This window comes from Variovorax sp. YR216, from assembly GCF_900107745.1.
GTDB lineage: Bacteria > Pseudomonadota > Gammaproteobacteria > Burkholderiales > Burkholderiaceae_C > Variovorax.
Map to the genome: position 1 here is coordinate 113,663 of NZ_FNRO01000007.1, position 19,747 is coordinate 133,409.

At 66.7% G+C, this 19,747-nt stretch carries 19 protein-coding genes; 13 read left to right on the forward strand and 6 right to left on the reverse strand.

The annotated features are described in order from the left end of the window. Positions 1-100 precede the first annotated feature (100 nt). Positions 101-922 carry a DUF3703 domain-containing protein gene (locus tag BLW05_RS19450; protein WP_093165156.1) on the forward strand — a complete coding sequence of 274 codons (822 nt, stop codon included), beginning with the start codon at positions 101-103 and terminating at the stop codon, positions 920-922. 8 nt (positions 923-930) lie between these two features. Then, positions 931-2,217 (forward strand): cytochrome-c peroxidase, encoded by a 1,287-nt coding sequence (locus BLW05_RS19455; protein WP_256330390.1) that lies wholly within the window; start codon positions 931-933, stop codon positions 2,215-2,217. Here the strand turns inward: BLW05_RS19455 and BLW05_RS19460 are convergent. After that, positions 2,205-3,017 carry an AraC family transcriptional regulator gene (locus tag BLW05_RS19460; RefSeq protein WP_093165158.1) on the reverse strand — a complete coding sequence of 271 codons (813 nt, stop codon included), beginning with the start codon at positions 3,015-3,017 and terminating at the stop codon, positions 2,205-2,207. The two genes, BLW05_RS19455 and BLW05_RS19460, sit on opposite strands and share 13 nt — an antisense overlap. A 195-nt stretch (positions 3,018-3,212) precedes the next feature. On the opposite strand from BLW05_RS19460, the gene BLW05_RS19465 reads away from it, so the two are divergent. The 9 genes from BLW05_RS19465 to BLW05_RS19500 all read left to right on the forward strand — a co-directional run bounded on the left by BLW05_RS19465 (position 3,213) and on the right by BLW05_RS19500 (position 11,185). After that, positions 3,213-3,479 carry a heavy-metal-associated domain-containing protein gene (locus BLW05_RS19465; RefSeq protein WP_093165160.1) on the forward strand — a complete coding sequence of 89 codons (267 nt, stop codon included), beginning with the start codon at positions 3,213-3,215 and terminating at the stop codon, positions 3,477-3,479. 52 nt (positions 3,480-3,531) lie between these two features. After that, entirely contained in the window at positions 3,532-4,011 is a 480-nt protein-coding gene (locus BLW05_RS19470) for a hypothetical protein (RefSeq protein WP_093165161.1), read from the forward strand. A 22-nt stretch (positions 4,012-4,033) separates the two neighbouring features. Continuing rightward, positions 4,034-4,318: a DUF2933 domain-containing protein gene (locus BLW05_RS19475; RefSeq protein WP_093165163.1), complete on the forward strand. Its 285-nt coding sequence runs from the start codon at positions 4,034-4,036 to the stop codon at positions 4,316-4,318. Positions 4,319-4,393: 75 nt separating this feature from the next. Next, positions 4,394-6,613 (forward strand): copper-transporting P-type ATPase, encoded by a 2,220-nt coding sequence (locus BLW05_RS19480; RefSeq protein WP_093165164.1) that lies wholly within the window; start codon positions 4,394-4,396, stop codon positions 6,611-6,613. A 214-nt stretch (positions 6,614-6,827) separates the two neighbouring features. Next, positions 6,828-7,631 (forward strand): methyltransferase, TIGR04325 family, encoded by an 804-nt coding sequence (locus tag BLW05_RS19485; RefSeq protein ID WP_177142729.1) that lies wholly within the window; start codon positions 6,828-6,830, stop codon positions 7,629-7,631. A 132-nt stretch (positions 7,632-7,763) separates the two neighbouring features. Then, positions 7,764-8,234 (forward strand): DUF411 domain-containing protein, encoded by a 471-nt coding sequence (locus BLW05_RS19490; RefSeq protein WP_093165334.1) that lies wholly within the window; start codon positions 7,764-7,766, stop codon positions 8,232-8,234. Continuing rightward, on the forward strand, positions 8,234-8,581 hold the full coding sequence (locus BLW05_RS19495) for a copper-binding protein (protein ID WP_256330393.1): 348 nt from the start codon (positions 8,234-8,236) through the stop codon (positions 8,579-8,581). The genes BLW05_RS19490 and BLW05_RS19495 overlap by 1 nt, the downstream gene beginning before the upstream one ends. Before the next feature lie 428 nt (positions 8,582-9,009). Continuing rightward, the gene (locus BLW05_RS36485; protein ID WP_256330394.1) at positions 9,010-9,135 is read left to right on the forward strand and encodes a hypothetical protein; all 126 of its coding nucleotides are present in this window, start codon (positions 9,010-9,012) and stop codon (positions 9,133-9,135) included. 13 nt (positions 9,136-9,148) lie between these two features. Beyond that, the gene (locus BLW05_RS19500) at positions 9,149-11,185 is read left to right on the forward strand and encodes an acetoacetate--CoA ligase (protein ID WP_093165166.1); all 2,037 of its coding nucleotides are present in this window, start codon (positions 9,149-9,151) and stop codon (positions 11,183-11,185) included. Here the strand turns inward: BLW05_RS19500 and BLW05_RS19505 are convergent. The 4 genes from BLW05_RS19505 to BLW05_RS19520 all read right to left on the reverse strand — a co-directional run bounded on the left by BLW05_RS19505 (position 11,182) and on the right by BLW05_RS19520 (position 16,748). After that, entirely contained in the window at positions 11,182-12,759 is a 1,578-nt protein-coding gene (locus BLW05_RS19505; RefSeq protein ID WP_256330395.1) for an alpha/beta hydrolase family protein, read from the reverse strand. The two genes, BLW05_RS19500 and BLW05_RS19505, sit on opposite strands and share 4 nt — an antisense overlap. 119 nt (positions 12,760-12,878) lie before the next feature. Next, entirely contained in the window at positions 12,879-14,960 is a 2,082-nt protein-coding gene (locus BLW05_RS19510; RefSeq protein WP_093165169.1) for an acetate--CoA ligase family protein, read from the reverse strand. Further along, complete coding sequence (locus BLW05_RS19515; RefSeq protein WP_093165170.1) at positions 14,957-15,739, reverse strand: enoyl-CoA hydratase/isomerase family protein; 783 nt, start codon at positions 15,737-15,739, stop codon at positions 14,957-14,959. The genes BLW05_RS19510 and BLW05_RS19515 overlap by 4 nt, the downstream gene beginning before the upstream one ends. 31 nt (positions 15,740-15,770) lie before the next feature. Beyond that, the gene (locus BLW05_RS19520; protein ID WP_093165171.1) at positions 15,771-16,748 is read right to left on the reverse strand and encodes a tripartite tricarboxylate transporter substrate binding protein; all 978 of its coding nucleotides are present in this window, start codon (positions 16,746-16,748) and stop codon (positions 15,771-15,773) included. A gap of 148 nt (positions 16,749-16,896) precedes the next feature. Between BLW05_RS19520 and BLW05_RS19525 the strand changes: the two genes are divergently transcribed. Further along, positions 16,897-17,724, forward strand: a complete 828-nt coding sequence (locus BLW05_RS19525) for an IclR family transcriptional regulator (RefSeq protein WP_093165336.1) — start codon at positions 16,897-16,899, stop codon at positions 17,722-17,724. An 11-nt stretch (positions 17,725-17,735) separates the two neighbouring features. Here the strand turns inward: BLW05_RS19525 and BLW05_RS19530 are convergent, their stop codons facing one another. After that, positions 17,736-18,632 carry a helix-turn-helix domain-containing protein gene (locus BLW05_RS19530; RefSeq protein WP_143044863.1) on the reverse strand — a complete coding sequence of 299 codons (897 nt, stop codon included), beginning with the start codon at positions 18,630-18,632 and terminating at the stop codon, positions 17,736-17,738. A gap of 128 nt (positions 18,633-18,760) precedes the next feature. On the opposite strand from BLW05_RS19530, the gene BLW05_RS19535 reads away from it, so the two are divergent. Beyond that, complete coding sequence (locus BLW05_RS19535; protein ID WP_177142730.1) at positions 18,761-19,747, forward strand: Bug family tripartite tricarboxylate transporter substrate binding protein; 987 nt, start codon at positions 18,761-18,763, stop codon at positions 19,745-19,747.

The window sequence follows — 19,747 nt, forward strand, 5'->3', positions numbered from 1 at the left end:
GGCTTGAACGAAACGGCTGCGAGTTCAGCCGATATGTTCAAGGCCAAAACGCGTCGGACCACAAGAATTCGTGTGCATCGGAACCCGCTCGGAGCACACCATGACCACCTTCGCCCTTCGCATCAAACCCATCGTGCAAGCAGAGCTCGACGCCGCGGCGTCGACTGAATCGCTCGGACACTTCCATACGGCCTTCCAGCACCTGGAGCGCGCGCATGTGCTTAGTCAGTCCACCACCGGCGAACACGTGCGCGTGCACTGGCGCATGTTCCGCTTTGCGGTGCGCAATCGCATGACCGGCGAAGCGTTCGGCCAAGCCTGGCGCATCGTTACCGCTGCCCTCTTCACCGCCTTCGGACTCGTCCCTGAAGGCAACACCGGCGGCGCAAACGTCAGCGGGTTTCGCAGGATGCCTGTGCCACGGGACCTCCGGGCAATCATCGAGACCGCCCGTCTGCAGCCGGAACAACCGACGGCACGCCGGAAATTGTCAGCGGCCAGCGCCGCCGTCGCCGCTCTCATCACATCAGGGCTGACCGGCTGCATGATCGCGCCCAAGGACCTCGACGTTTCGCTCGAAAAGCAGTCCGCAGCAGGTGTCTATCGGGTCGCTCTGGTGCCGCCGGCCCGGATGCCTGCCATCAATCAGCTGCACAGCTGGAATGTGAAGCTGGCCACGCCAGACGGCATCCCGGTGCAGGGGGCCAGGTTCGCCGTCGATGGCGGCATGCCGCAGCACGGACATGGCCTCCCCACGCAGCCGCGTGTCACGCGAGAGCTTGCGGACGGCACGTATCAGTTGGATGGCATGAAGTTCAGCATGACTGGCTGGTGGGAAGTGAAGCTCGCCATCGACGGCCCGCAGGGCGCGGACAAGGTGACCTTCAACACGGTCATCGAAAGTCCCAAGGTGCGGCAGTGAGACGGCATGTGTCGACGGCGAGCACATCGTGGTTCGCGTGGACCTCGACCCTTCTCACCGGGTGCCTGCTGACGGTAGTCGCCGCGCAGGCCCTGGACAAGGCTCCGTTGCGCGACAGATGGACGGTGGAAGAAACGGCAACATTGGCATCCATGCGGCTGAAGGAAGCCGGTCCCCGGCCGGTCGACCCGTCCAACTCGTGGGAGCAGCGGGCCGACGCAGCGGCGCTCGGCCGCGCGCTCTTCAACGACACGCGCCTGAGCAAAAACGGTCAGGTGGCCTGCACCAGCTGCCATTCCGCAGACAAGCAGTTTCAGGACGGTCGCCAGTTCGGCCAGGGCATCGGTATCGGCAAGCGCCGCACCATGCCGGTCATGGGCGCCGCGCACTCGCCCTTCTTCTTCTGGGACGGTCGCAAGGACAGCGCCTGGTCGCAAGCCCTCGGCCCGTTCGAGGACGCCGCGGAGCATGGCGCAAACCGCGTGCGCCTGGTCAAGTTCGTTCAGGCTCACTACAAGGACCGGTACCAGGCCGTCTTCGGGACGATGCCCGACCTGGAGAAGCTCCCGGACGACGCTTCGCCCGCCGGTACGCCGTCCGAGCAAGCCGCCTGGGCGGCAATGCCAGAAGCCGGCCGGGAAGCAGTGAACCGGGTGTTCGCGAACATGGGCAAGTCCATCGCGGCGTTTGAGCGGAACATCTCGTACGGGGAGTCGCGCTTCGACCGCTACGCCGAAGCAACCGTCGCCGGCGACGGAAGGGGGCAGGACGTGCTGTCGCAACAGGAGGTGCGAGGCCTGCGCCTGTTCCTCACCAAGGGCCAGTGCGTCACGTGCCACAACGGCCCACTGCTGACAGACCATGCGTTCCACAACACCGGCATCCCGCCTATCAACCCCGCGAGTCCGGACCGCGGTCGCGCCGATGGGCTACGCAAGCTGCTGAGGGACGAGTTCAACTGCCTGGGCCGGTACAGCGACGCCAGACCCGACCAGTGTGGTGAGCTTCAGTTCCTTGCCACGAACGACCCTGGGCAACTGGCAGCATTCCGTACGCCCAGCCTGCGAAACGTCGCGGAAAGAGCGCCCTACATGCATGCCGGGCAGTTCACCAGCGTCGAGCAGGTGGTGGAGCACTATGCCCGGTCGCCCAAGGCAGTCCTGGGCCACAGCGAACTGGCGCAGCCTGGCGAGAAGCACGCTGACCGGCAGGCCATCCAGCTTTCCGCCGCCGACATACAGGACCTGGCCGCATTCCTGGCAACGCTCACCGGCCCCGTCGTTCAGGCCAAGTGATGTTGCTCGCGCGTCTGCGAGCTCAGGGGGCCGCGCATCTGCAATACAGAGGGCGGTAGCCCGAACATCGTTCGCGCCGTCCGCGACAGGTGCGCAGAGTCCGCGAAGCCGGCCGCGTGCGCCGCGGCCGAGAGATTTACCCCGGCCATGAGCAGTGTCCACACGTGCAGGAGTCGTCGCCACAGGACGTAGGTCCGCAGGGGCATGCCCGTTTCCTCGACAAACAGGTGCCGGAAGCGCTCCGGCGAGAGATTCGCCGCCTTGGCCACGTCGGGGAGCGAAACGCTTTCGTCGACCCGCTGCCGGATGTACTCGATGGCAGCGAGGACGCGCGGGTCGGACGGCTCCTTCGGCGCCGCTCCGGACAGCTCCCGGACAAGCTGCATGCACACCGCTTGCACCGCTTCGTGGCTCTTCTCGACCCGCCAAGCTCTCTCCAGACGCTCTGCAGTGACCGCCACCGTTTCGGTGTCGAGGAGCTCGGGCCCATGTTCCAGGCGAGTGGCCAGTGCCTTCCCCTCAGGCGTCTCCGGCTCGATGAACAGAACCACGCTCATGTCGCAGTCGTTCACGTCGATGGTGTGTACCGCCCGGGACGGCACCAGTGCTGCGGCACATGCCTGCCATGCACCATGACGGCCGAGCTGCACACGCAGGCCCGCGGGCGCGCCCAGGACCAGCTGGATGGCGTAGTGTGAGTGCGGCTCGATGGGAGCACCGCCGCCTTCGCCTATGAACCCGCAAACGCCAGTCCAGGCTACGAAATCGCCTCGGTAGCGGGTTGCGGGCTGTGTACTCATGGTTGAACGGCTCTGCCGCCAGTCTACTGACCACCTGCCTGCCACGAAAGCCCATCGTGTAGTGAACCTCACCCGTTCATGCTGGCGCTGCAAGAGCCGCAGTTGATTTGCATCAAAGAACCCGCCTCGAGCGCATTGACCTTCCAACGGGAGAAGGGTTCAGAGTAAGCGCATCAACGGCAAAAGGAGTTCACGATGCTCACATATCGAGTCGAAGACATGACCTGCGGCCACTGCGTCGGCGCCATCGCGAGGGCCGTTCAATCGGTCGATTCCGGTGCGAAGGTGGACGTGGACCTGTCGCGACATCTGGTTCGCATCGAGCCGACCGGAGCTGCCGTCAACGAACTGCTGAACGCCATCGCCGAAGCGGGCTACACCCCCGTGCAAGTTGCCGCTGAGGCACCCACGACAGCAGGGAAATCGACGCGCCGCGATGGGTGCTGCGGCTGTTGCTGCTGACGCGCGTTGATTGGCTCTGTCGCATCACTTGAATCAACTTCTGGAGTAGACCATGCGTTCCCTTCCCGCAATCGCCGCTGCCATCCTTTTCAGTGCGAGTGCGCTCGCCCAGACCGCGCCGACCGGAGCTTCCGACCAAGACCGCGCCGCGGGTGCTTCCGCCTCTGCGCCGTCGACAGCGCCGGCAAAGACGGGCCCAAAGACTCCTTCCAAGAGTTCCAAGGCAGCCAGTGCGCCGTCCACTGCGCAGATGGACGCCATGATGAAGTCGATGCAGGAAATGCACGACAAGATGATGGCTGCCAAGACGCCGGAGGAGCGCCAATCCCTGATGAATGCGCACATGAAGACCATGCAGGAGGGCATGTCCATGATGGGCCACATGCGTGGCGGCATGGGTGCCATGGGCCCGGGCGGTGGCCCGGGGATGGGCATGGGTCCCGGCGCCATGAGCAGGCGCATGGACATGATGGAAATGATGATGCAGATGATGGTGGACCGCGAAGCGGCCCGGTCCTCCCCCGCGAAGTGACCGGAAGGCGGCTGCCCTGACCATGAACAATGATTCAACCCCTCCATCGCGCTGGCGCTCACCGGTGGGCATCTTCATGCTCCTGGCTGGTGCGGTCGGCGTCTACTACCTGCTCACCGAGCACCTCACCCACGTCCGCCAGGCGATTCCGTATCTCATTCTTCTGGCATGCCCGCTGATGCATCTGTTCGGTCATCACCATGGTGGTCACGGCAGTCATGGCAGTCATGGCAGTCATGGCAGTCATGGCAGTCATGGCAGTCACGACAACCACCAGCAGGTCGACCAGAAGGACGGTCGGGTTTGAGATGCTTCGGGGTGGACACGAGCCCAGCGCAGGAGCGGGCAAGGACGAAACTGCGAAGAAGAAATGGAGTCCCCGATGCCCTCATCGAGTACTGAGCGCCATGACCATTCGGGGCACGAGCACGCCCACCATGCGCATGCGCCGGCCCCGATGAAGCCGGCGCCCGCGGGCGACCAACGCCAGGTCGAGTACACCTGCCCGATGCATCCGCAGGTGCGGCAGATGGGGCCTGGCAACTGCCCCATCTGCGGTATGGCGCTGGAGCCTGTGCTGGCGACCGCAGAGCAAGGCGAGAGTCCCGAGCTGCGCGACATGACTCGCCGGTTCTGGATTGGCACGGCGCTCACGCTGCCGGTCTTCGCGCTCGAGATGGGCGGGCACCTTTTCAACATCCACCACCTCGTCGCGCAGCAGACGTCGAACTGGGTCCAACTGCTGCTCGGAACGCCGGTCGTCCTCTGGGCAGGGTGGCCCTTCTTCGTTCGGGCAGTCGCCTCCGTGAAGAACCGCAGCCTGAACATGTTCACCCTCATCGCGCTGGGCACCGGCGCGGCATGGCTCTACAGCATCGTCGCGACGCTCGCGCCGGGACTGTTTCCCACGGCGCTGCGGAGTGAAGACGGCGCCGTTGCGGTGTACTTCGAAGCCGCCGCCGTCATCACGGTGCTGGTGCTTCTGGGGCAGATGCTGGAGCTCAGGGCGCGCGAGAAGACCTCCGGCGCCATCAAGGCCCTGCTCGGACTCGCGCCGAAGACGGCCGTGAAGGTCGATGCCGACGGCAACGACAGGGGCGTCGAGGTCGAAGCCATCCAGGTCGGAGACTTGCTGCGCGTGCGGCCGGGCGAGAAGGTGCCGGTCGACGGCGAGCTGACGGAAGGCAAGGCCAACCTCGACGAATCGATGGTGACCGGCGAGCCGGTGCCGGTCGCCAAGGCGGTGGGGTCCAAGGTGACGGCCGGCACACTGAACGAGACCGGCAGCTTCGTGATGCGCGCCGAAAAGGTGGGCGCCGATACCTTGCTCGCGCAAATCGTGCACATGGTGGCCGCTGCCCAACGCAGCCGTGCGCCCATCCAGCGGATGGCCGATCAAGTGGCCGGCTGGTTCGTACCGGTCGTCATCCTCGTGGCGGTTCTCACATTTGTGGCCTGGCTGGTCTGGGGGCCGTCGCCGGCGTTCAGCTACGCGCTCATCACTGCGGTGGCCGTCCTCATCATCGCGTGTCCCTGCGCGCTCGGCCTGGCAACACCGATGTCCATCATGGTCGGCGTCGGCAAGGGAGCGCAGCACGGTGTGCTCATTCGCGACGCCGAAGCGCTGGAGAAGATGGAGAAGGTCGATACGCTGGTCGTCGACAAGACGGGCACCTTGACCGAAGGCCGGCCCAAGGTGGTTCACGTCGAACCGGCCGGCGGCTTCTCTGCGGACGATGTGCTGCAGAAGCTGGCGAGCGTCGAACGTGCCAGCGAACATCCATTGGCCATGGCCATCGTGACGAATGCTTCGGAGCGCAAGCTGCCACTGTCGCCGGTGACGGACTTCGATTCGCCGGTCGGCAAGGGCGTCATCGGCACGTTGGACGGTCGGGTGGTCGTCTCAGGCAGCGCCAAGTTCCTGGCGGAGCAGGGCATCGACACTTCGAGCCTCGCGGCATCCGCCGAGGCCCAGCGCCAGCGGGCGGCGACCGTCATCTTCGTCGGCGTGAGCGGTCGGCTGGCCGGATTCGTGGCCATTGCCGACCCCATCAAGGCGACGACGCCGCAGGCGCTGAAGGCCTTGCAGAGTGCCGGCGTCCGCGTGGTGATGCTGACGGGGGACGGCAAGACCACGGCGGAGGCCGTGGGACGTCAGCTCGGCATTGATGAGGTCGTTGCAGAGGTGTTCCCCGAGGACAAGGCGGCCGTCGTCAGGCGACTTCAGTCCGAGGGCCGAATCGTCGCGATGGCCGGCGACGGCGTGAACGATGCACCGGCCTTGGCGCAGGCCACGGTCGGTCTCGCCATGGGCACGGGGACGGACGTCGCCATGGAAAGCGCGGGCATCACCTTGCTCAAGGGCGACCTGATGGGCATCGTGCGCGCGAGGACGCTCTCGCAGGCAACGATGCGGAACATTCGCCAGAACCTCTTCCTGTCCTTTGCCTACAACGTCGCTGGCATTCCGCTGGCGGCCGGTGTGCTCTACCCGTTCTTCGGGCTGCTGCTGTCGCCGGTCGTCGCGGCGGCTGCCATGGCGCTGTCGTCGGTCAGCGTCATTACGAACGCGCTTCGCCTGCGCACGGTGAATGTGGAGTGACCGTGGACTCGATGAGACGCCCAGGGCCCGCGGAGGGCTCCACCATTCAGCGGCTATTCAGCTTCCAAAGTGACCCTGTCCGTATCACGTCATTCAGTCACCGGAGGTAGGTCGGCGTCGTGGATTCAGCGCATTCGCGCTGCGAGGTCATATGTCTTTGCTAAGTGCTGCGCGCATCGTTAGACGTCTCCTCGACGGGCCGGTGGCCCGGCCCGTGCTCCTTCAATGGAAGCGCGAGCATTTTCTGTCGAGCCAGGGATACGGGTTCTACTACGGCGTGTTCGAAAGCTTCCGGGACGCCAGGGCATGGCTTCCTCCAAGCAAAGAGTTCGACCACGCGCCCATCGCGGAGGAGTTCGTCGAAGTTCGCACGAAAAGAGTCTTTGCCTACGACTATCCGGTACTGCTCTGGCTGCTCCGAGCGTTGCAGGCGGGCGCGACGAGTGTGCTCGACATCGGAGGCTCGGTGGGGGTTCACTACTATGCCTACCGCCGCTACATACAACTGCCGGAGGGCTTGACCTGGCGCGTGGTCGAAGTTCCAACGATGGTGGCCATCGGGAGAAATCTGGCGATGACCAGCGCCGCGACGGCCCTGTCATTCACGGAAGACCTGGACCAGGCGGTCATGGCATCCACCAGCGACATCTGGATTTCGGCTGGCGCGCTGCAGTACGTCGAAGATGCTCGGCCGGCCCGACTCCTGAAGCTGTGCGTGGCGCGGCCGAAGCACATCCTGTTGAACAAGTTGCCTCTCCACTCGGGCGACGATTTCGTCACGACCCAGAATATCGGCTCGGGCTCGTTCGCACCGGTGCGCGTGTTCAATCGTGGCCGATTCATCGAAGAAATCGAGGAATGCGGCTACACACTGTGGGACAAGTGGGACGTTCCTGAACGCGCTCTGTACCTACCTGGCTTTCCTGGACGCAGCTTCCAAAGCTTCAGCGGGCTCTATTTTGTGGACTCCCAGCAGCTCCGCAATAGGACTACGCCCCCACCCTATAGGGGCCTCTGATTGCGCCTGTCCGAGGGGCCGCCTCCCGTCTGGTGGAGCATGGAGGCGGAGTCCTTCCGCCGCTGCAGCGGCAGCAGAGGCAACTTGAATCGCGCCCGGACCGATACATTTGGACCTAGAAAGATGAACCTCATGAACAGACGCTCGCTCTTCGGCTCTTTTGCAGCGCTTACGTTGCTTCAATCGCTTCCTGTGCAGGCTGCGACCCCCATGGTCCACGTGTACAAGAATCCCACCTGCGGATGCTGTACTGGATGGGTCGAGCATCTGAAGTCCGCCGGCTTTTCCGTCGAAGTGACCGAGACGGACGAAACATCCGCCGTGCGGCAGCGCCTTGGAGTGCCGGACCGCCTCGGGAGCTGCCACACCGGTATCGCCGGCGGTTATGCGATTGAAGGTCATGTCCCCGCCGCTGACATCAAGCGCCTGTTGGCTATGAGGCCCGAAGCTGTCGGGCTCGCCGTTCCGGGAATGCCCGTGGGGTCGCCAGGCATGGAGTACGGTGACCGCAAGGACTCGTACAAGGTTCTCCTGATTGACCGCAAGGGGCGTGAGACCGTGTTCGCCAGCTATCCCGCTCAGCGGGCACCGTCGAAGTCATGATGAACCGCGTGGGCATCTTCGTCGCGCTCTGGCTCATGGCCTGCGCTGGTGCGAGCGCACAGACACCCAAAGGGCCGGCTTCAGCACCAGGCAAAGCTTGGAGCGCTGGCACTCGTCCCGGGATTGCTCTCACGGAGGGGGAAGTGGAGAGGGTCGACAAGGAGCACGGCGAGGTCGTCATCAACCACGGTGACTTGCCCAACCTCGGTATGCCAGCGATGACCATGGGCTTCGCTGTGACTGACAGGCGGATGCTTGGAAAGCTGAAGCCTGGCGACAAGGTGCGATTTAACGCTGAAGTCAAGAAGGGCGAAGCGACGGTGACGTACATCGAGTCCGCCCGCTAAACGCGACTTACCTCTTTTTGCTCGAAACCCCGAGCCTCCTGAATGCATGTCGGTGAGCGCCGTGCGCTCACAGGCGATGCGCCGTCCAGCCCTGCCAACCGTCTGTTGCCTTGACTGTCCGCAGGTTTCCTCGGGCAATGTGGTCGTTGCACGCAGCGAGGCTTCGATAGACGTCGGCGGCCTGCGCCACTCGGTCGGAGGATGGCTTTTCGGAATCCATGGTGTGGAGGTATGGGCCACAGGCCGGCGCAAGGGCATGGGGCACAAAGCTGTTGTTGACGAGACCAATGTCGAGCCTCCCACGCAGGCAAGGTCAAGCAAGTGGTGGTGGAAGACCCTGCTTGCTACCGGAATTTCTACGGGTCCTTGGCGTCGATGCCGTTGTGGGGCCCTCCGCCGTCATGGCAACGAGCGGAAGGCGGTCAGTCGTGAGATGCGGCCGTGCGCTGACGGCGCGCTACCTCGGCTCCAAGGAGCTGGCCGCACAATTGCGTGCGGAAACCGACATCTGGCGAGTCAACATCAAGAAGATCGGCTTCCCCGCAGATACCTGAGGCAACACACCGCATGACCGAAACCACAAACACGAATGCTCCCCTGTGGACCCCGTCGGCCCGCCGCAAGGCTGATGCCCTGATCACTGCTTTCGAGGGTTGGCTCGCCAAGGAGCGCGGCCTGCGCTTCGACGGCTACGAGCGCCTCTGGCAGTGGTCGGTGGACGACGCAGAGGGCTTCTGGAGCGCCGTGCTGGCCTTCTTCGACCTGCGCTTCGAGACGCCGCCGCAGAGCATGCTCGGCGATGCGCGCATGCCCGGCGCCGAATGGTTCCCCGGCGCCCGCGTCAACTTCGTGGATCAGGTGTTGCGGCATTCGGATCTCGCCTCGCCCGCCATCGTCTATGAAAGCGAGGCTGCGGGATCCGGCGAGATGAGTTGGGGCGAATTGCGCCGGCAGGTCGGCTCCGTCGCCGCCGCGTTGCGTGAACTGGGTGTCGAGCGGGGCGACCGCGTCGCGGGCTATCTGCCCAACATCGCGCAGACGGTGGTTGCGTTCCTTGCCACTGCCAGCTTGGGCGCCGTGTGGACGCTGTGCGCACCGGACATGGGGCCGGTGAGCGTGGGCGACCGCTTCCAGCAGATCGAGCCCAAGGTGCTGGTCACGGTGGATGGCTACCGCTTCGCGGGCAAGCCCTTCGATCGCCGCGCGGCGCTCGACCAGATCCTGGCGGGCCTGCCCAGCGTGCAAGGCGTGCTCTGGATTCCGCACCTCGACACGGGCGCTGCGCCGCCGGTGGAAGTGACCCGTCGCCGCTGGCTGCGCTGGAGCGAGGCGACGGCGTCCGACGCCGGCCTGCAGCCGGTCGCCGTGCCGTCCGACCACCCGCTGTGGATCCTCTATTCCTCGGGCACCACCGGGCTGCCCAAGCCCATCGTGCATGGGCACGGGGGCGTCCTGGCCAATGGCATGGTCAACATGATCCTGCACAACGACCTGCACGCCGGCGACCGCATCCTCTGGGCGGTCAACACGTCGTGGATGGTCTGGAACGCCCACGTCATGAGCCTGCTGGGCGGTGCCACCGTGGTGCTGTACGACGGCAGCGTGACCGGCGCCGGCAAGGAGCCCGACTGGGGCCATCTGTGGAAGCTGGCCGCCCGCACGCGCGTGCAGTTCTTCGGCGCGGGTGCGGCGATCCATCAGAACTGCCTCAAGGCGGGCATCGTGCCGCGCGAGATCGCCGACCTCGGCGCCTTGCAGACCGTGGGCTCGACCGGATCGCCGCTCTCGCCGGAGGCCTGCCGCTGGCTCTACGAGGCCGTCAAGCCGGACCTGTGGCTCAACGTCGTCTCCGGCGGCACCGATCTGGCCGGCGGTTTTCTCGTCGGCCTGCCGACGCTGCCGGTGTACCTGGGCGAGATGCAATGCCGAACGCTGGGCGCGCACGTCGAGGCCTGGAACGATGCGGGCCAGCCCGTCGTCGACGAGGTGGGCGAGCTGGTGTGCACGAACCCGCTGCCATCGATGCCGCTGTTCTTCTGGGGCGACGAGGACGGCAGCCGCTATCGCGAGAGCTACTTCGACACCTTCCAGGACGCGCAGGGCCGTCCCGTCTGGCGCCACGGCGACTGGTTGCGCCTCGTGCCCAGGCCCGACGCGGTGGGCGGCGTGATCTACGGCCGCTCCGACGCCACCATCAACCGCCAGGGCGTGCGCATGGGCACGGCCGAGCTGTACCGGGTGGTCGAGGCGCTCGATGAAGTGGTCGACAGCCTGGTGGTCGACCTGGAGTACCTGGGGCGTCCGTCGTGGATGTCGCTGTTCGTGCAGCTGGCCGACGGCCGGGAGCTCGATGCGGCGCTGCACCAGCGCATCCGCGACGCGCTGCGCACCGGGCTGTCGGTGCGTCACGTCCCCGACGAGATCGTCCAGGTCTCGGCCATCCCGCGCACGATCACCGGCAAGAAGCTGGAACTGCCGGTGAAGAAGCTGATGCTCGGCCATGCGCCCGAACGTGTCGTCAAGCGCGATGCGCTGGCCCGGCCGGAGAGCATCGACTGGTTCGTCGAATTCGCGTCGTCATATCTGCGCCGCAATGCGGGTTAGCTTCCCGCATTGAGCACGCCGTCGAAGAACACCCGCACCGACTGCATGCAGTAGGCCGGCACCAGTTCGCCGTGGTAGGCAAAGGCGACCGACTGGTCCCGCTGCGCATCGGTGCCCGTCGAGTCCGCCCGCTTCTGCGCCTTGGCCTGCGCAAAGCCTGCGCGCGCCGCCGCGTACGCGTCGTTCACGCCTGTCGTTTCCAGATCCACGACGGAGAGCGATGACGAGGGCATCCCGCGCGCGCGGAAGTAGCCGGCGGTCGCGAGGCTGCTGTTGAAGTTGACGGTCGGGTCATTGGAGCCGCCGCACATCAGCACCGGATGCACAGGCAGCCAGTTGCGCAGGTCGTTGGCCACCGCCGCCCTGCGCAGGCCGGTCGTCGGGGTGCAGCCGAGCGGCGACGTTGTGGCGAGCGAAGCCTGCGTTGCCGGCAGTGCATTGCCGGGGCATGGGTTGGCCTGTACGTCGTTGAACCATGTCGTGAGGTAGCTCTGGCGCACTAGGTTGTTCGCGCCGTAGTCGATCGCCACGCTGGCATTCAAGGGGCCGGGCGTGGCATCGGCCGGGAAGAAGGCGTACCTCGGCAGCTTGCCTGTCGCGAACAGGTCGTCTCGCGATAGATAGCTCGGCAGCAGCGTGTCGATGCCGGTGGCGAACGCGTCTTCGTAGATCTCGCGCGTGCTCGCGTAGACGCCGCCGAGCTGCTTCTGCCAGCTGGTCGTGATCAGCGGGAAGAACACCGTGCTGTCGAACTCGGGCAGCCCGCTCGCGGTGTAGTCGATCAAGAGGCTTACCGCTGACGGTGCGGACATCGGGGCCGATGCCGTCACCGTCATGCCCGTCGCCTGCATCTCGCGATGCGCGGCGAGCGCCGCATAGCCGCCTTCCGAATAGCCGGTGACCAGCAGGGATCCGGCGTCCGATGCCGAGAGCGCCGCCAGCGTCGAGCGCGCTGCCTTGAGCGCATCGATCAACTCCTTGCCCTGCTGGTCGGCATTCAGGAAGGGGTGATAGGGCAGCGTCGACTTGTCGTAGCCCGCGTAGTTGGGCGCCACCACGATGTAGCCCTGCGCCGCGAACATCGCCGCCACGATCACGCCTTCGGCAGCGGCCGGCTGGTTGGTGTTGGTGAGATTGGAGATGTCGTAGTTGCGCTCGGTCGCGGTGCCGTGGCCGTACAGCACGATGGGGCGCGGCCCGTTGCAGCCGGGGTCCGTGCCTGCGGGCAGCATGATCGCGCCGCTGGCCGGGACCGATTCGCCCTGCGCGCCCACCGTCTGGTATTGCAGGTAGCGCACATCGATGCCGCACTTGGGCACGCCCGCGGCCTGTTCGACCCGCTTGCCGGTCGAGGTGGCTTCGAGCAGCGTCTTGAACTGGTCCGCCGACAGGCGCACGACGCGATCCGGTACAGCGGTGAGGGCGGTGCCGCGCTGCGGCGTCGTGTTGGCGCCGTTGATGGCCAGCGCCAGCGCGCTGTTGCTGCCGCTTCCGCCGCCGCCGCATGCGGTCAGCATCAGCAGGCAGGACGAGGCAAGGGCGGGCGCGACGAGGCGGACGGCAGAGCGGCGCATGAACATCTCCGGCGTAGGGATCGGAACCTCGCGAGGGTGCCCGCCGCGATCGCCGCCGCCATGCCAGCGACAGCCGCTTCTTCATGAAGCATCTGGCCTACACGGGCACGCGGGGCCGATCAGCGCAGCACGACAACGCCGTCCGCGGCCCGCACGCCCTGTCCTTGGGGCAGCACGAAGACCGGGTTGATCTCTGCCTCCAGGACGCGATCGCCGAACTGCGCGACCATCCCGGAGAACGCCACGATCGCGTCGACCAGTGCGTCGACATCGGCCTTGGGCCGGCCGCGGAAGCCGTCGAGCAGCGGCCAGGTCGCGAGCTCGCGCGCCATGCCCAAGGCTTCTTCGCGACAGAGGCCGCCTTGCGGCGGAAGCAACCGCATGGTGGTGTCCTTGAAGAGTTCGGCGGTGATGCCGCCCATGCCCAGCAGGATGGCGGTGCCGAGCGGGTCGCGGTGCATGCCGAGGATGAGCTCGGTGCCGCCCATGACCATCTCCTGCACGAGAAAGCCCCGGGGGCGCACGCGCGTTCTGGTTTCGACTTCGTCGGCCATCGCGGTCATCCGCGTTCCCACGAGATCCGGCGTCAGGTTCACGGCCACGCCGCCGACATCGCTCTTGTGCGTGATCTCGCCCGACAGGATCTTCAGCACCACGCGACCACCGAGCGTTTGCGCGGCGCGCTGTGCTTCTTCAGGCGTCTGCACAACGATCTCGCGCACGGAGCGCACGCCGAAGCGCGCGAACAATTGCTTGGCCTGTGCCTCGTCCAGCGAACCCGACGGGAGGTCATCCATCGGCACATTGGCGGGCGGCGCCTGCGTCGCAGGTTCGCTCCAACGGCTGGCGCGCAGCAAGCCGTCGAGCGCGGCCGTGCAGCTTTCCGCTGCGGCGAATGCCGGCACGCCACGCCGGGTCAGCAAGGCCGCCACTTCCGGCGCATGCGGACTCACGTAGGCGACGACCGGTTTGTCGGAGAGCGGAAGGCAGTCCCGGATCGCATCGGCCATGAGTTCCGGCATCGCGAGGCCGGAGGAGCCGATGATGATCGCGAGTGCGTCGTAGCTGGGACTCGCGAGCAATGCCTCGATGGCGCCGCGCAGCAGGTCCGGCTGCAGGCCCGCCAGGGTGACGTCGATCGGATTGCGGTCGAGCGCGGCGTGGTCGCCGGTTTGCAGGGCGCGCAGCGCGGCGGCGGTGTCTGCATCGGGTGCGGGCGTCTCGAAGCCCGACATGCCAAGGCTGTCCGAGACCAGCGTTCCGGCGCCGCCCGTCGAGGTCAGCACCGCCACGCGACGGCCGCGCAAGTGGCGCCCCGTCGCCAGCGCGGCGGGAATGTCCAGGAGGTCGCCGAAGGCCTGGGCGCGGATGACGCCGGTCTGGCGGAACAGTGCGTCGTACATCCGATCGGTGCCGGCCAGCGCGCCCGTGTGCGAGACGGCCGCCTTCGCGCCGGCCTCCGAGCGCCCGATCTTGAATGCGACGATCGGCTTGCCCGCGCGCGCGGCCTTCAGCGCCGCGGTCCGGAACTTCTCGGGGTTGCGTATGGCTTCCACGTAGAGCGCGATGACCCGCGTTGCTTCGTCATCGACCAGCGCGTCGATGAAGTCCGCGAGTTCGAGATCCACTTCGTTGCTCGTGGAGACGAGCTTCGAAAGCCCAATGCCGCGCGCCGCGGCCCGCGACAGCAACGAGCCGAGGATGCCGCCGCTTTGCGACACCACGCCGATCGCACCCTTGGGAAAGTCGTCCATCTCGAGCGCGCCGCTCGCGGAAAGCACGATGTTGTCCGTGAGGTTGACCAGCCCGATGGTGTTGGGGCCGAGGATGCGCATCGCGCCCGCGGCGTCGATCAGTTCCTTCTGCCGGCGCACGCCGTGCTCCCCGGTTTCGGCATAGCCGCTCGCCAGCACGATGGCTGCTGCCGTACCGCGGGCCGCGAGCTCGCGCACGGCCAGGTGTGCGCGTTCGGCGCCCAGCAGCACGATGCCCACGTCGGGTGTTTCGGGCAGCGAGGCCACGTTCGGGTAGCAGGTCAGGCCGCCGATCTGCGGGACCTTCGGATTGACCGGGTAGATCGCACCACCGAAGTCATGCTTCAGCAGGTAGGACACAGGCCGGCCCGCTGTCTTCGCCGGATCCGCCGAGGCACCAATGACCGCCACGCTGCGTGGCTTGAGAAGCCGGGTGATCGCGTTCATGCCCGCGCTCCTAGGAATGCCATCACCGATTCGCGATGCTCGGTGCTCGTGTAGCAGATGCCCTGTGCCTGGCTGCCCTGCGCGAAGACCTGTTCGGCCGACAGTTCGAAGCTTTGGTCCAGGATGCGCTTGCCCAGCGCGAGCGCCGTTGCCGACCCCTGGCTCAGCGCACGGGCCCACTCCTGCGCGTCGGCCAGCAGACGGTCCGCGCTCGTCCTGCGATCGACGATGCCCAGCGCGAGCGCTTCGTCCACCGCCACCTTGCGGCCGGTGAAGATCAGTTCCTTGGCGCGCGGCAGGCCGATGCGCCGAGGCAGGAAGTACATGCCGCCGCCATCCGGAACGATGCCGCGGTGGATGTACGACCAGGTGAAGCTGGCCCATTCGCTTGCGATGATGAAGTCGCATGCGAGCGCCGTATCCGCGCCCAGGCCCGAGGCCGCACCGTTGACCGCCGCGATGACGGGCTTGGGCATGGTGTGCAGGAGCGCCTGCGTGTAGTGGACGCGCTGCTGACGGTGCCAGCCGTTGAAAGCGATCTCGCCGGCCGGTGCGTTCATGCGCTTCTCCATGCCGGCGACGTCGCCGCCCGCGCAGAAGCCCTTGCCTGCGCCGGTCAGCACGAGGGCGCGGATGGCCTTGTCGGCTGCCACGCGCTCCAGCGCGTGGATGAACTCGGTGCGCATGTCGTCGCTCATCGCGTTGCGTTTGTCCGGACGGTTGAAAGTGAGGGTGGCGATGCCGCCTTCGATCTGCAGTTGGATCAGGGAAGTGCTCATGGTGTGGTTCCGAGGTGGGGCTGGCGACGGCTCAGTCGAGCTTCACGTTGTTTTCCTTGATGACCTTGCGCCAGCGGGCTTCTTCGCCGCGCACGTAGGCATCGAGTTCGGCCGGTGCACCGGTCGATACGCTGAGTCCTTCCGGCTCGAGCCGCTTGCGGAACTCGGCGTTCCCGGTGGCCTTGTTCGCCGCCGCATTCAGCTTGGCGACGACGTCCGCGGGTGTTCCGGCCGGCGCGAAGATGCCGTACCAGCTTTCCATCGAGTAGTCGGGCACGCTCTCGGCGATTGCGGGGACGTCCTTCATCGCGGGCGAGCGCTTGGGCGTGGTCACGCCCAGAGCGCGGAGCTTGCCGCTGGCGACCATCGGCGCGGCCGCCGCCGCGGTGGCGAACATCATGTCCACCTGTCCGCCCAGCAGGTCCGTCATCGCCGGGCCCGCGCCCTTGTACGGCACGTGCGTCGTCTGGACCTTGCCCAGGTTGTTGAACATCTCGCCCGCGAGATGGGCCGAGGTGCCGTTGCCCTGCGAGGCGAAGGTCAGCTTGCCCGGATGGGCGCGTGCGGCGTCCAGCACGTCCTGAACCGACTTGTAGGGGCTGTCCGCGCAGACCACCAGGACGTTGGGCCCGCGCGCAAGAAGCGCGATCGGCGCGAAGGCCTTGTCGGTGTCATAGGGCAGCTTCGCCATCAGGCTGGGATTGACCGCATGCGCGAAAGTCGCCACGACCACGGTGTAGCCATCTGGGGTGCTCTTGGCCACGAGGTCCGTGCCGATGATGGTGCCGGCACCAGGCCTGTTGTCCACGATCACCGGTTGTCCGAGCGTCTGCGACATGCCGGCGCCCAGGGTCCGCGCGATGCTGTCGGTGCCGCCGCCGGGTGCGAAGGGCACGATCATGCGGATCGGCCTGTCGGGGTAGGCGGCCAATGCGGAACTCGCGGCGAGCGTGGCGACGGCCAGCCCGGCGCCGAGTCGCGCGCGCAAGGATGAAAAGCGGAAGGTCATGCGTGTCTCCTGCCTCGAAAGGCTTGGGTTGATGGGCGGCTTCGGGTGCCGCGCTGCATGGGGGAAAGCTTAGAACCCCGGGTCGCGATTGGCACCCGCCAAATTCCATGCAGTGGAATTCGATGCCGAGGCCGCTACACTGCCGCGCATGAACCAGAACGTCGGTGACTCTTCCGCGCAGCGAAGCGCCGGCCGCGTGCTCGACGTCGAGAAGCCGGGGCTTTCAGCCGCCAATCGCTCGCTGGAGCGCGGCATCGAGATCCTTCGCGCCTTCCGGCCAGGCGCCGCGTTGTTGGGCAATGCCGAACTGGCCGAGCGCACCGGCCTGCCGAAGGCCACGGTCACCCGCCTGACGCAGACGCTGGTGGGTATCGGCATGCTCCAGCCCGATCCGCCCACGCGTGCCTATCGGCTTGCGCCTGGGGTGCTGAGCCTCGCGCACTCGATGCGCTCGGGCTCGGCGGTGCTTTCGATCGCCTCGCCGCTGATGCGCGCCACTGCAGAGGCGAACAAGATCAACGTGGGGCTCGCAGCGCCGGACCGGGACGAGATGGTCTATCTCGAGTCCATCCGCTACAACCGCCGGCCTTCGCTGCGTTCCGTCGTGTCGGGTCAGCGTGTCCCGATGGAATTGACTTCACTGGGGCGAGCCTATCTTTACAGCGCACCCGAGCCGCGGCGCAAGGCACTGCTCGGCCACTTCAGGCGCTTGCGCCGCACGCAATGGAGAACGCTGGGTCCGGAGATCGAAGCCTCATTGCGCTGCATGGAGGAATCGGGCTACTGCGCCGCATCGTGGCAGGCCGAAGTCGTGGCGGTTGCCACTTCACTGGTCGTGCACGGCGCGCACTATGCGCTCAACGTGAGCGTGTCGACGCTCGATCCCTTCGACGAGACGGTTCGCGAACTCGCGACGCGCCTTCTGGCGCTCAAGGCCGGCATCGAGCGCGCGCTCGACCTTGCCAGCGACACTTGAGGCCTGGCCGTCTAGCGAGGCGCCTTGACGCCCTGTGCCGCCTGGGCGCGGTACTGAGAAGGCGAGCACCCCATCGCGCGCGTGAAGAACTTGCTGAAGTAGGCCGGGTCCTGATAGCCGATCGCGGCGGCCACTTCCAGCACCGACATCGGCGTGTAGGCCAGCAGCCTTCGCGCCTCCAGCATCAGGCGCTCGTGCAGCAACTGAAGGGCCGACTGTCGCGTCACGTTGCGGCAGGTACGGCTCAGGTGGTCGGGCGTCACGCCCAGGGCCTCGGCGTAGAACGGCAGGCCGCGGTGTTCGCGGAAGTGCTTCTCGGCAAGGGCGAGATAGCGCTGCACCAACGCGTCGCGGGCGCCGGGGAGCTGCGTCTTCTGGACGTGCTCGCCATGCAGGCGCAGGAGCAGCACCGCCAGCAGCGTGGCGAGGGCCAGCAACGCGGGCACGCGGCCGGTGCCGTGGCCGCGGAACTCGCGCGCGAGCTTCTCGAAGAGCGATGCGCATTCGTCGCGCGCCTCGTCCGCCAGGCCGGTCAGCACGAACGAGCCGGCGAGGCCCGTATCGGCGAGGCGCGTGCCCGAGAGCAGTTGCTGCAAAGTCGCGCTGGGAATGGTCACCTGGTGGCCCATGGTGTCGCGCGTGTGGCGGAAGCCGTGCACCGAACCGGGCGCGATCAGCAGAATGGCCGGCGCCTGCGCATCGACCGCGCGGCCGTCCACCGTGCCGCTGATGTGCCCGCGTTCGAGGAACTGGATCTGGTGCAGGCCCTCGTGGCGATGCGCCGGAATCGTCCAGTCCATTTCCTGACCGCGCACGGCAACGGGCTCGTAGTGCAGGCAATCGTCGGGCTGTTCGTGCCGGACTTCCCGGAATGGAACGAGGAGCAGGGGGGCGGCGGCAGGCTTCACGGCAGGATGAATGCAATCGAGGCCGGAAAACTACCCGCCCCGGCGCGATTTGTCCATTCGCAGCAGCCCCCGGTGGGCCGACCATCCAGGCAAAGACAACAAGGGCACGCACGCCCAGGAGACAAGCCATGGACCGCAGACACTTCCTTCACCTTCTCCAGGCCGGCGGCGCGCTGGCCGCGCTCGCGCCGATGAGCCGGGCCTTCGCCCAGCTCAACGGCAATGCATCGATCATCTCGGGCTTTCCCGCGGGCGGCATGGGCGACAACGTGGCGCGCCCACTCGCGGAAAAGCTGCGCGGCCGCTACGCCACCAGCGTGCTGGTCGATGCGAAGACCGGCGCCGGTGGCCGCATCGCAGTGGAATACGTCAAGCGCGCCGCGCCGGACGGGCTGACCATCCTGCAGATCCCGAGCTCGCCGATGACGCTCTACCCCAGCACTTACCGCAAGCTCAACTACGACCCGCTGACCGATTTCGCGCCGGTGACCACCACCGCCAACTACGCCTTCGTGCTCACCGCCGGGCCGGGCCTGCCGGCCGAGATGAAGACGGTGGGCGACTACCTGAAGTGGGCCAAGGCCAATCCCGGACAGGCCAACTACGGCGTGCCCGCCGCGGGCTCCGCGCTGCATTTCGTCGGGATGATGCTGCAGAAGGCCAGCGGCACGCAGCTCACCGCGGTGGCCTATCGCGGCGGCGCGCCGCTGCTCAACGATGTGCTGGGCGGCCAGGTGCCGGTGAGCGTGAGCGTGCTCGGCGAGGTGATGCCGTACATCCGCGCCGGCAAGCTGCGCGGCCTGGCGGTGTCGAGCGCGCAGCGCTCGCCCTTCCTGCCCGACGTGCCCACCTTCGCCGAGCAGGGCTTCAGTGACCTCGTGGTGCAGGAGTGGCTCGGGTGGTTCCTGCCAGCGCGCACCTCGCCGGACATCGTGCAGCAACTCAACGCACTGGTGCGCGAGGGCCTGCAGTCGCCCGAGTTCATCGAGTCGCTGGCCAAGGTCGGCCTGCAGCCGATGCACCAGAGTCCCGAGGAATTCGCCCGCATGGTGCGCGCCGACCAGCAGCGCTGGGCGCCCATCGTGAAGGCAGCCAACTTCACGGCGGAGGATTGA

Bases quoted from the DNA above. Each gene is read 5' to 3' on its own strand.
- BLW05_RS19450 (WP_093165156.1), top strand. From the start codon at position 101: ATGACCACCTTCGCCCTTCGCATCAAACCCATCGTGCAAGCAGAGCTC.
- BLW05_RS19460 (WP_093165158.1), bottom strand. From the start codon at position 3,017: ATGAGTACACAGCCCGCAACCCGCTACCGAGGCGATTTCGTAGCCTGG.
- BLW05_RS19465 (WP_093165160.1), top strand. From the start codon at position 3,213: ATGCTCACATATCGAGTCGAAGACATGACCTGCGGCCACTGCGTCGGC.
- BLW05_RS19470 (WP_093165161.1), top strand. From the start codon at position 3,532: ATGCGTTCCCTTCCCGCAATCGCCGCTGCCATCCTTTTCAGTGCGAGT.
- BLW05_RS19475 (WP_093165163.1), top strand. From the start codon at position 4,034: ATGAACAATGATTCAACCCCTCCATCGCGCTGGCGCTCACCGGTGGGC.
- BLW05_RS19480 (WP_093165164.1), top strand. From the start codon at position 4,394: ATGCCCTCATCGAGTACTGAGCGCCATGACCATTCGGGGCACGAGCAC.
- BLW05_RS19490 (WP_093165334.1), top strand. From the start codon at position 7,764: ATGAACAGACGCTCGCTCTTCGGCTCTTTTGCAGCGCTTACGTTGCTT.
- BLW05_RS19495 (WP_256330393.1), top strand. From the start codon at position 8,234: ATGAACCGCGTGGGCATCTTCGTCGCGCTCTGGCTCATGGCCTGCGCT.
- BLW05_RS19500 (WP_093165166.1), top strand. From the start codon at position 9,149: ATGACCGAAACCACAAACACGAATGCTCCCCTGTGGACCCCGTCGGCC.
- BLW05_RS19505 (WP_256330395.1), bottom strand. From the start codon at position 12,759: ATGCGCCGCTCTGCCGTCCGCCTCGTCGCGCCCGCCCTTGCCTCGTCC.
- BLW05_RS19510 (WP_093165169.1), bottom strand. From the start codon at position 14,960: ATGAACGCGATCACCCGGCTTCTCAAGCCACGCAGCGTGGCGGTCATT.
- BLW05_RS19515 (WP_093165170.1), bottom strand. From the start codon at position 15,739: ATGAGCACTTCCCTGATCCAACTGCAGATCGAAGGCGGCATCGCCACC.
- BLW05_RS19520 (WP_093165171.1), bottom strand. From the start codon at position 16,748: ATGACCTTCCGCTTTTCATCCTTGCGCGCGCGACTCGGCGCCGGGCTG.
- BLW05_RS19525 (WP_093165336.1), top strand. From the start codon at position 16,897: ATGAACCAGAACGTCGGTGACTCTTCCGCGCAGCGAAGCGCCGGCCGC.
- BLW05_RS19535 (WP_177142730.1), top strand. From the start codon at position 18,761: ATGGACCGCAGACACTTCCTTCACCTTCTCCAGGCCGGCGGCGCGCTG.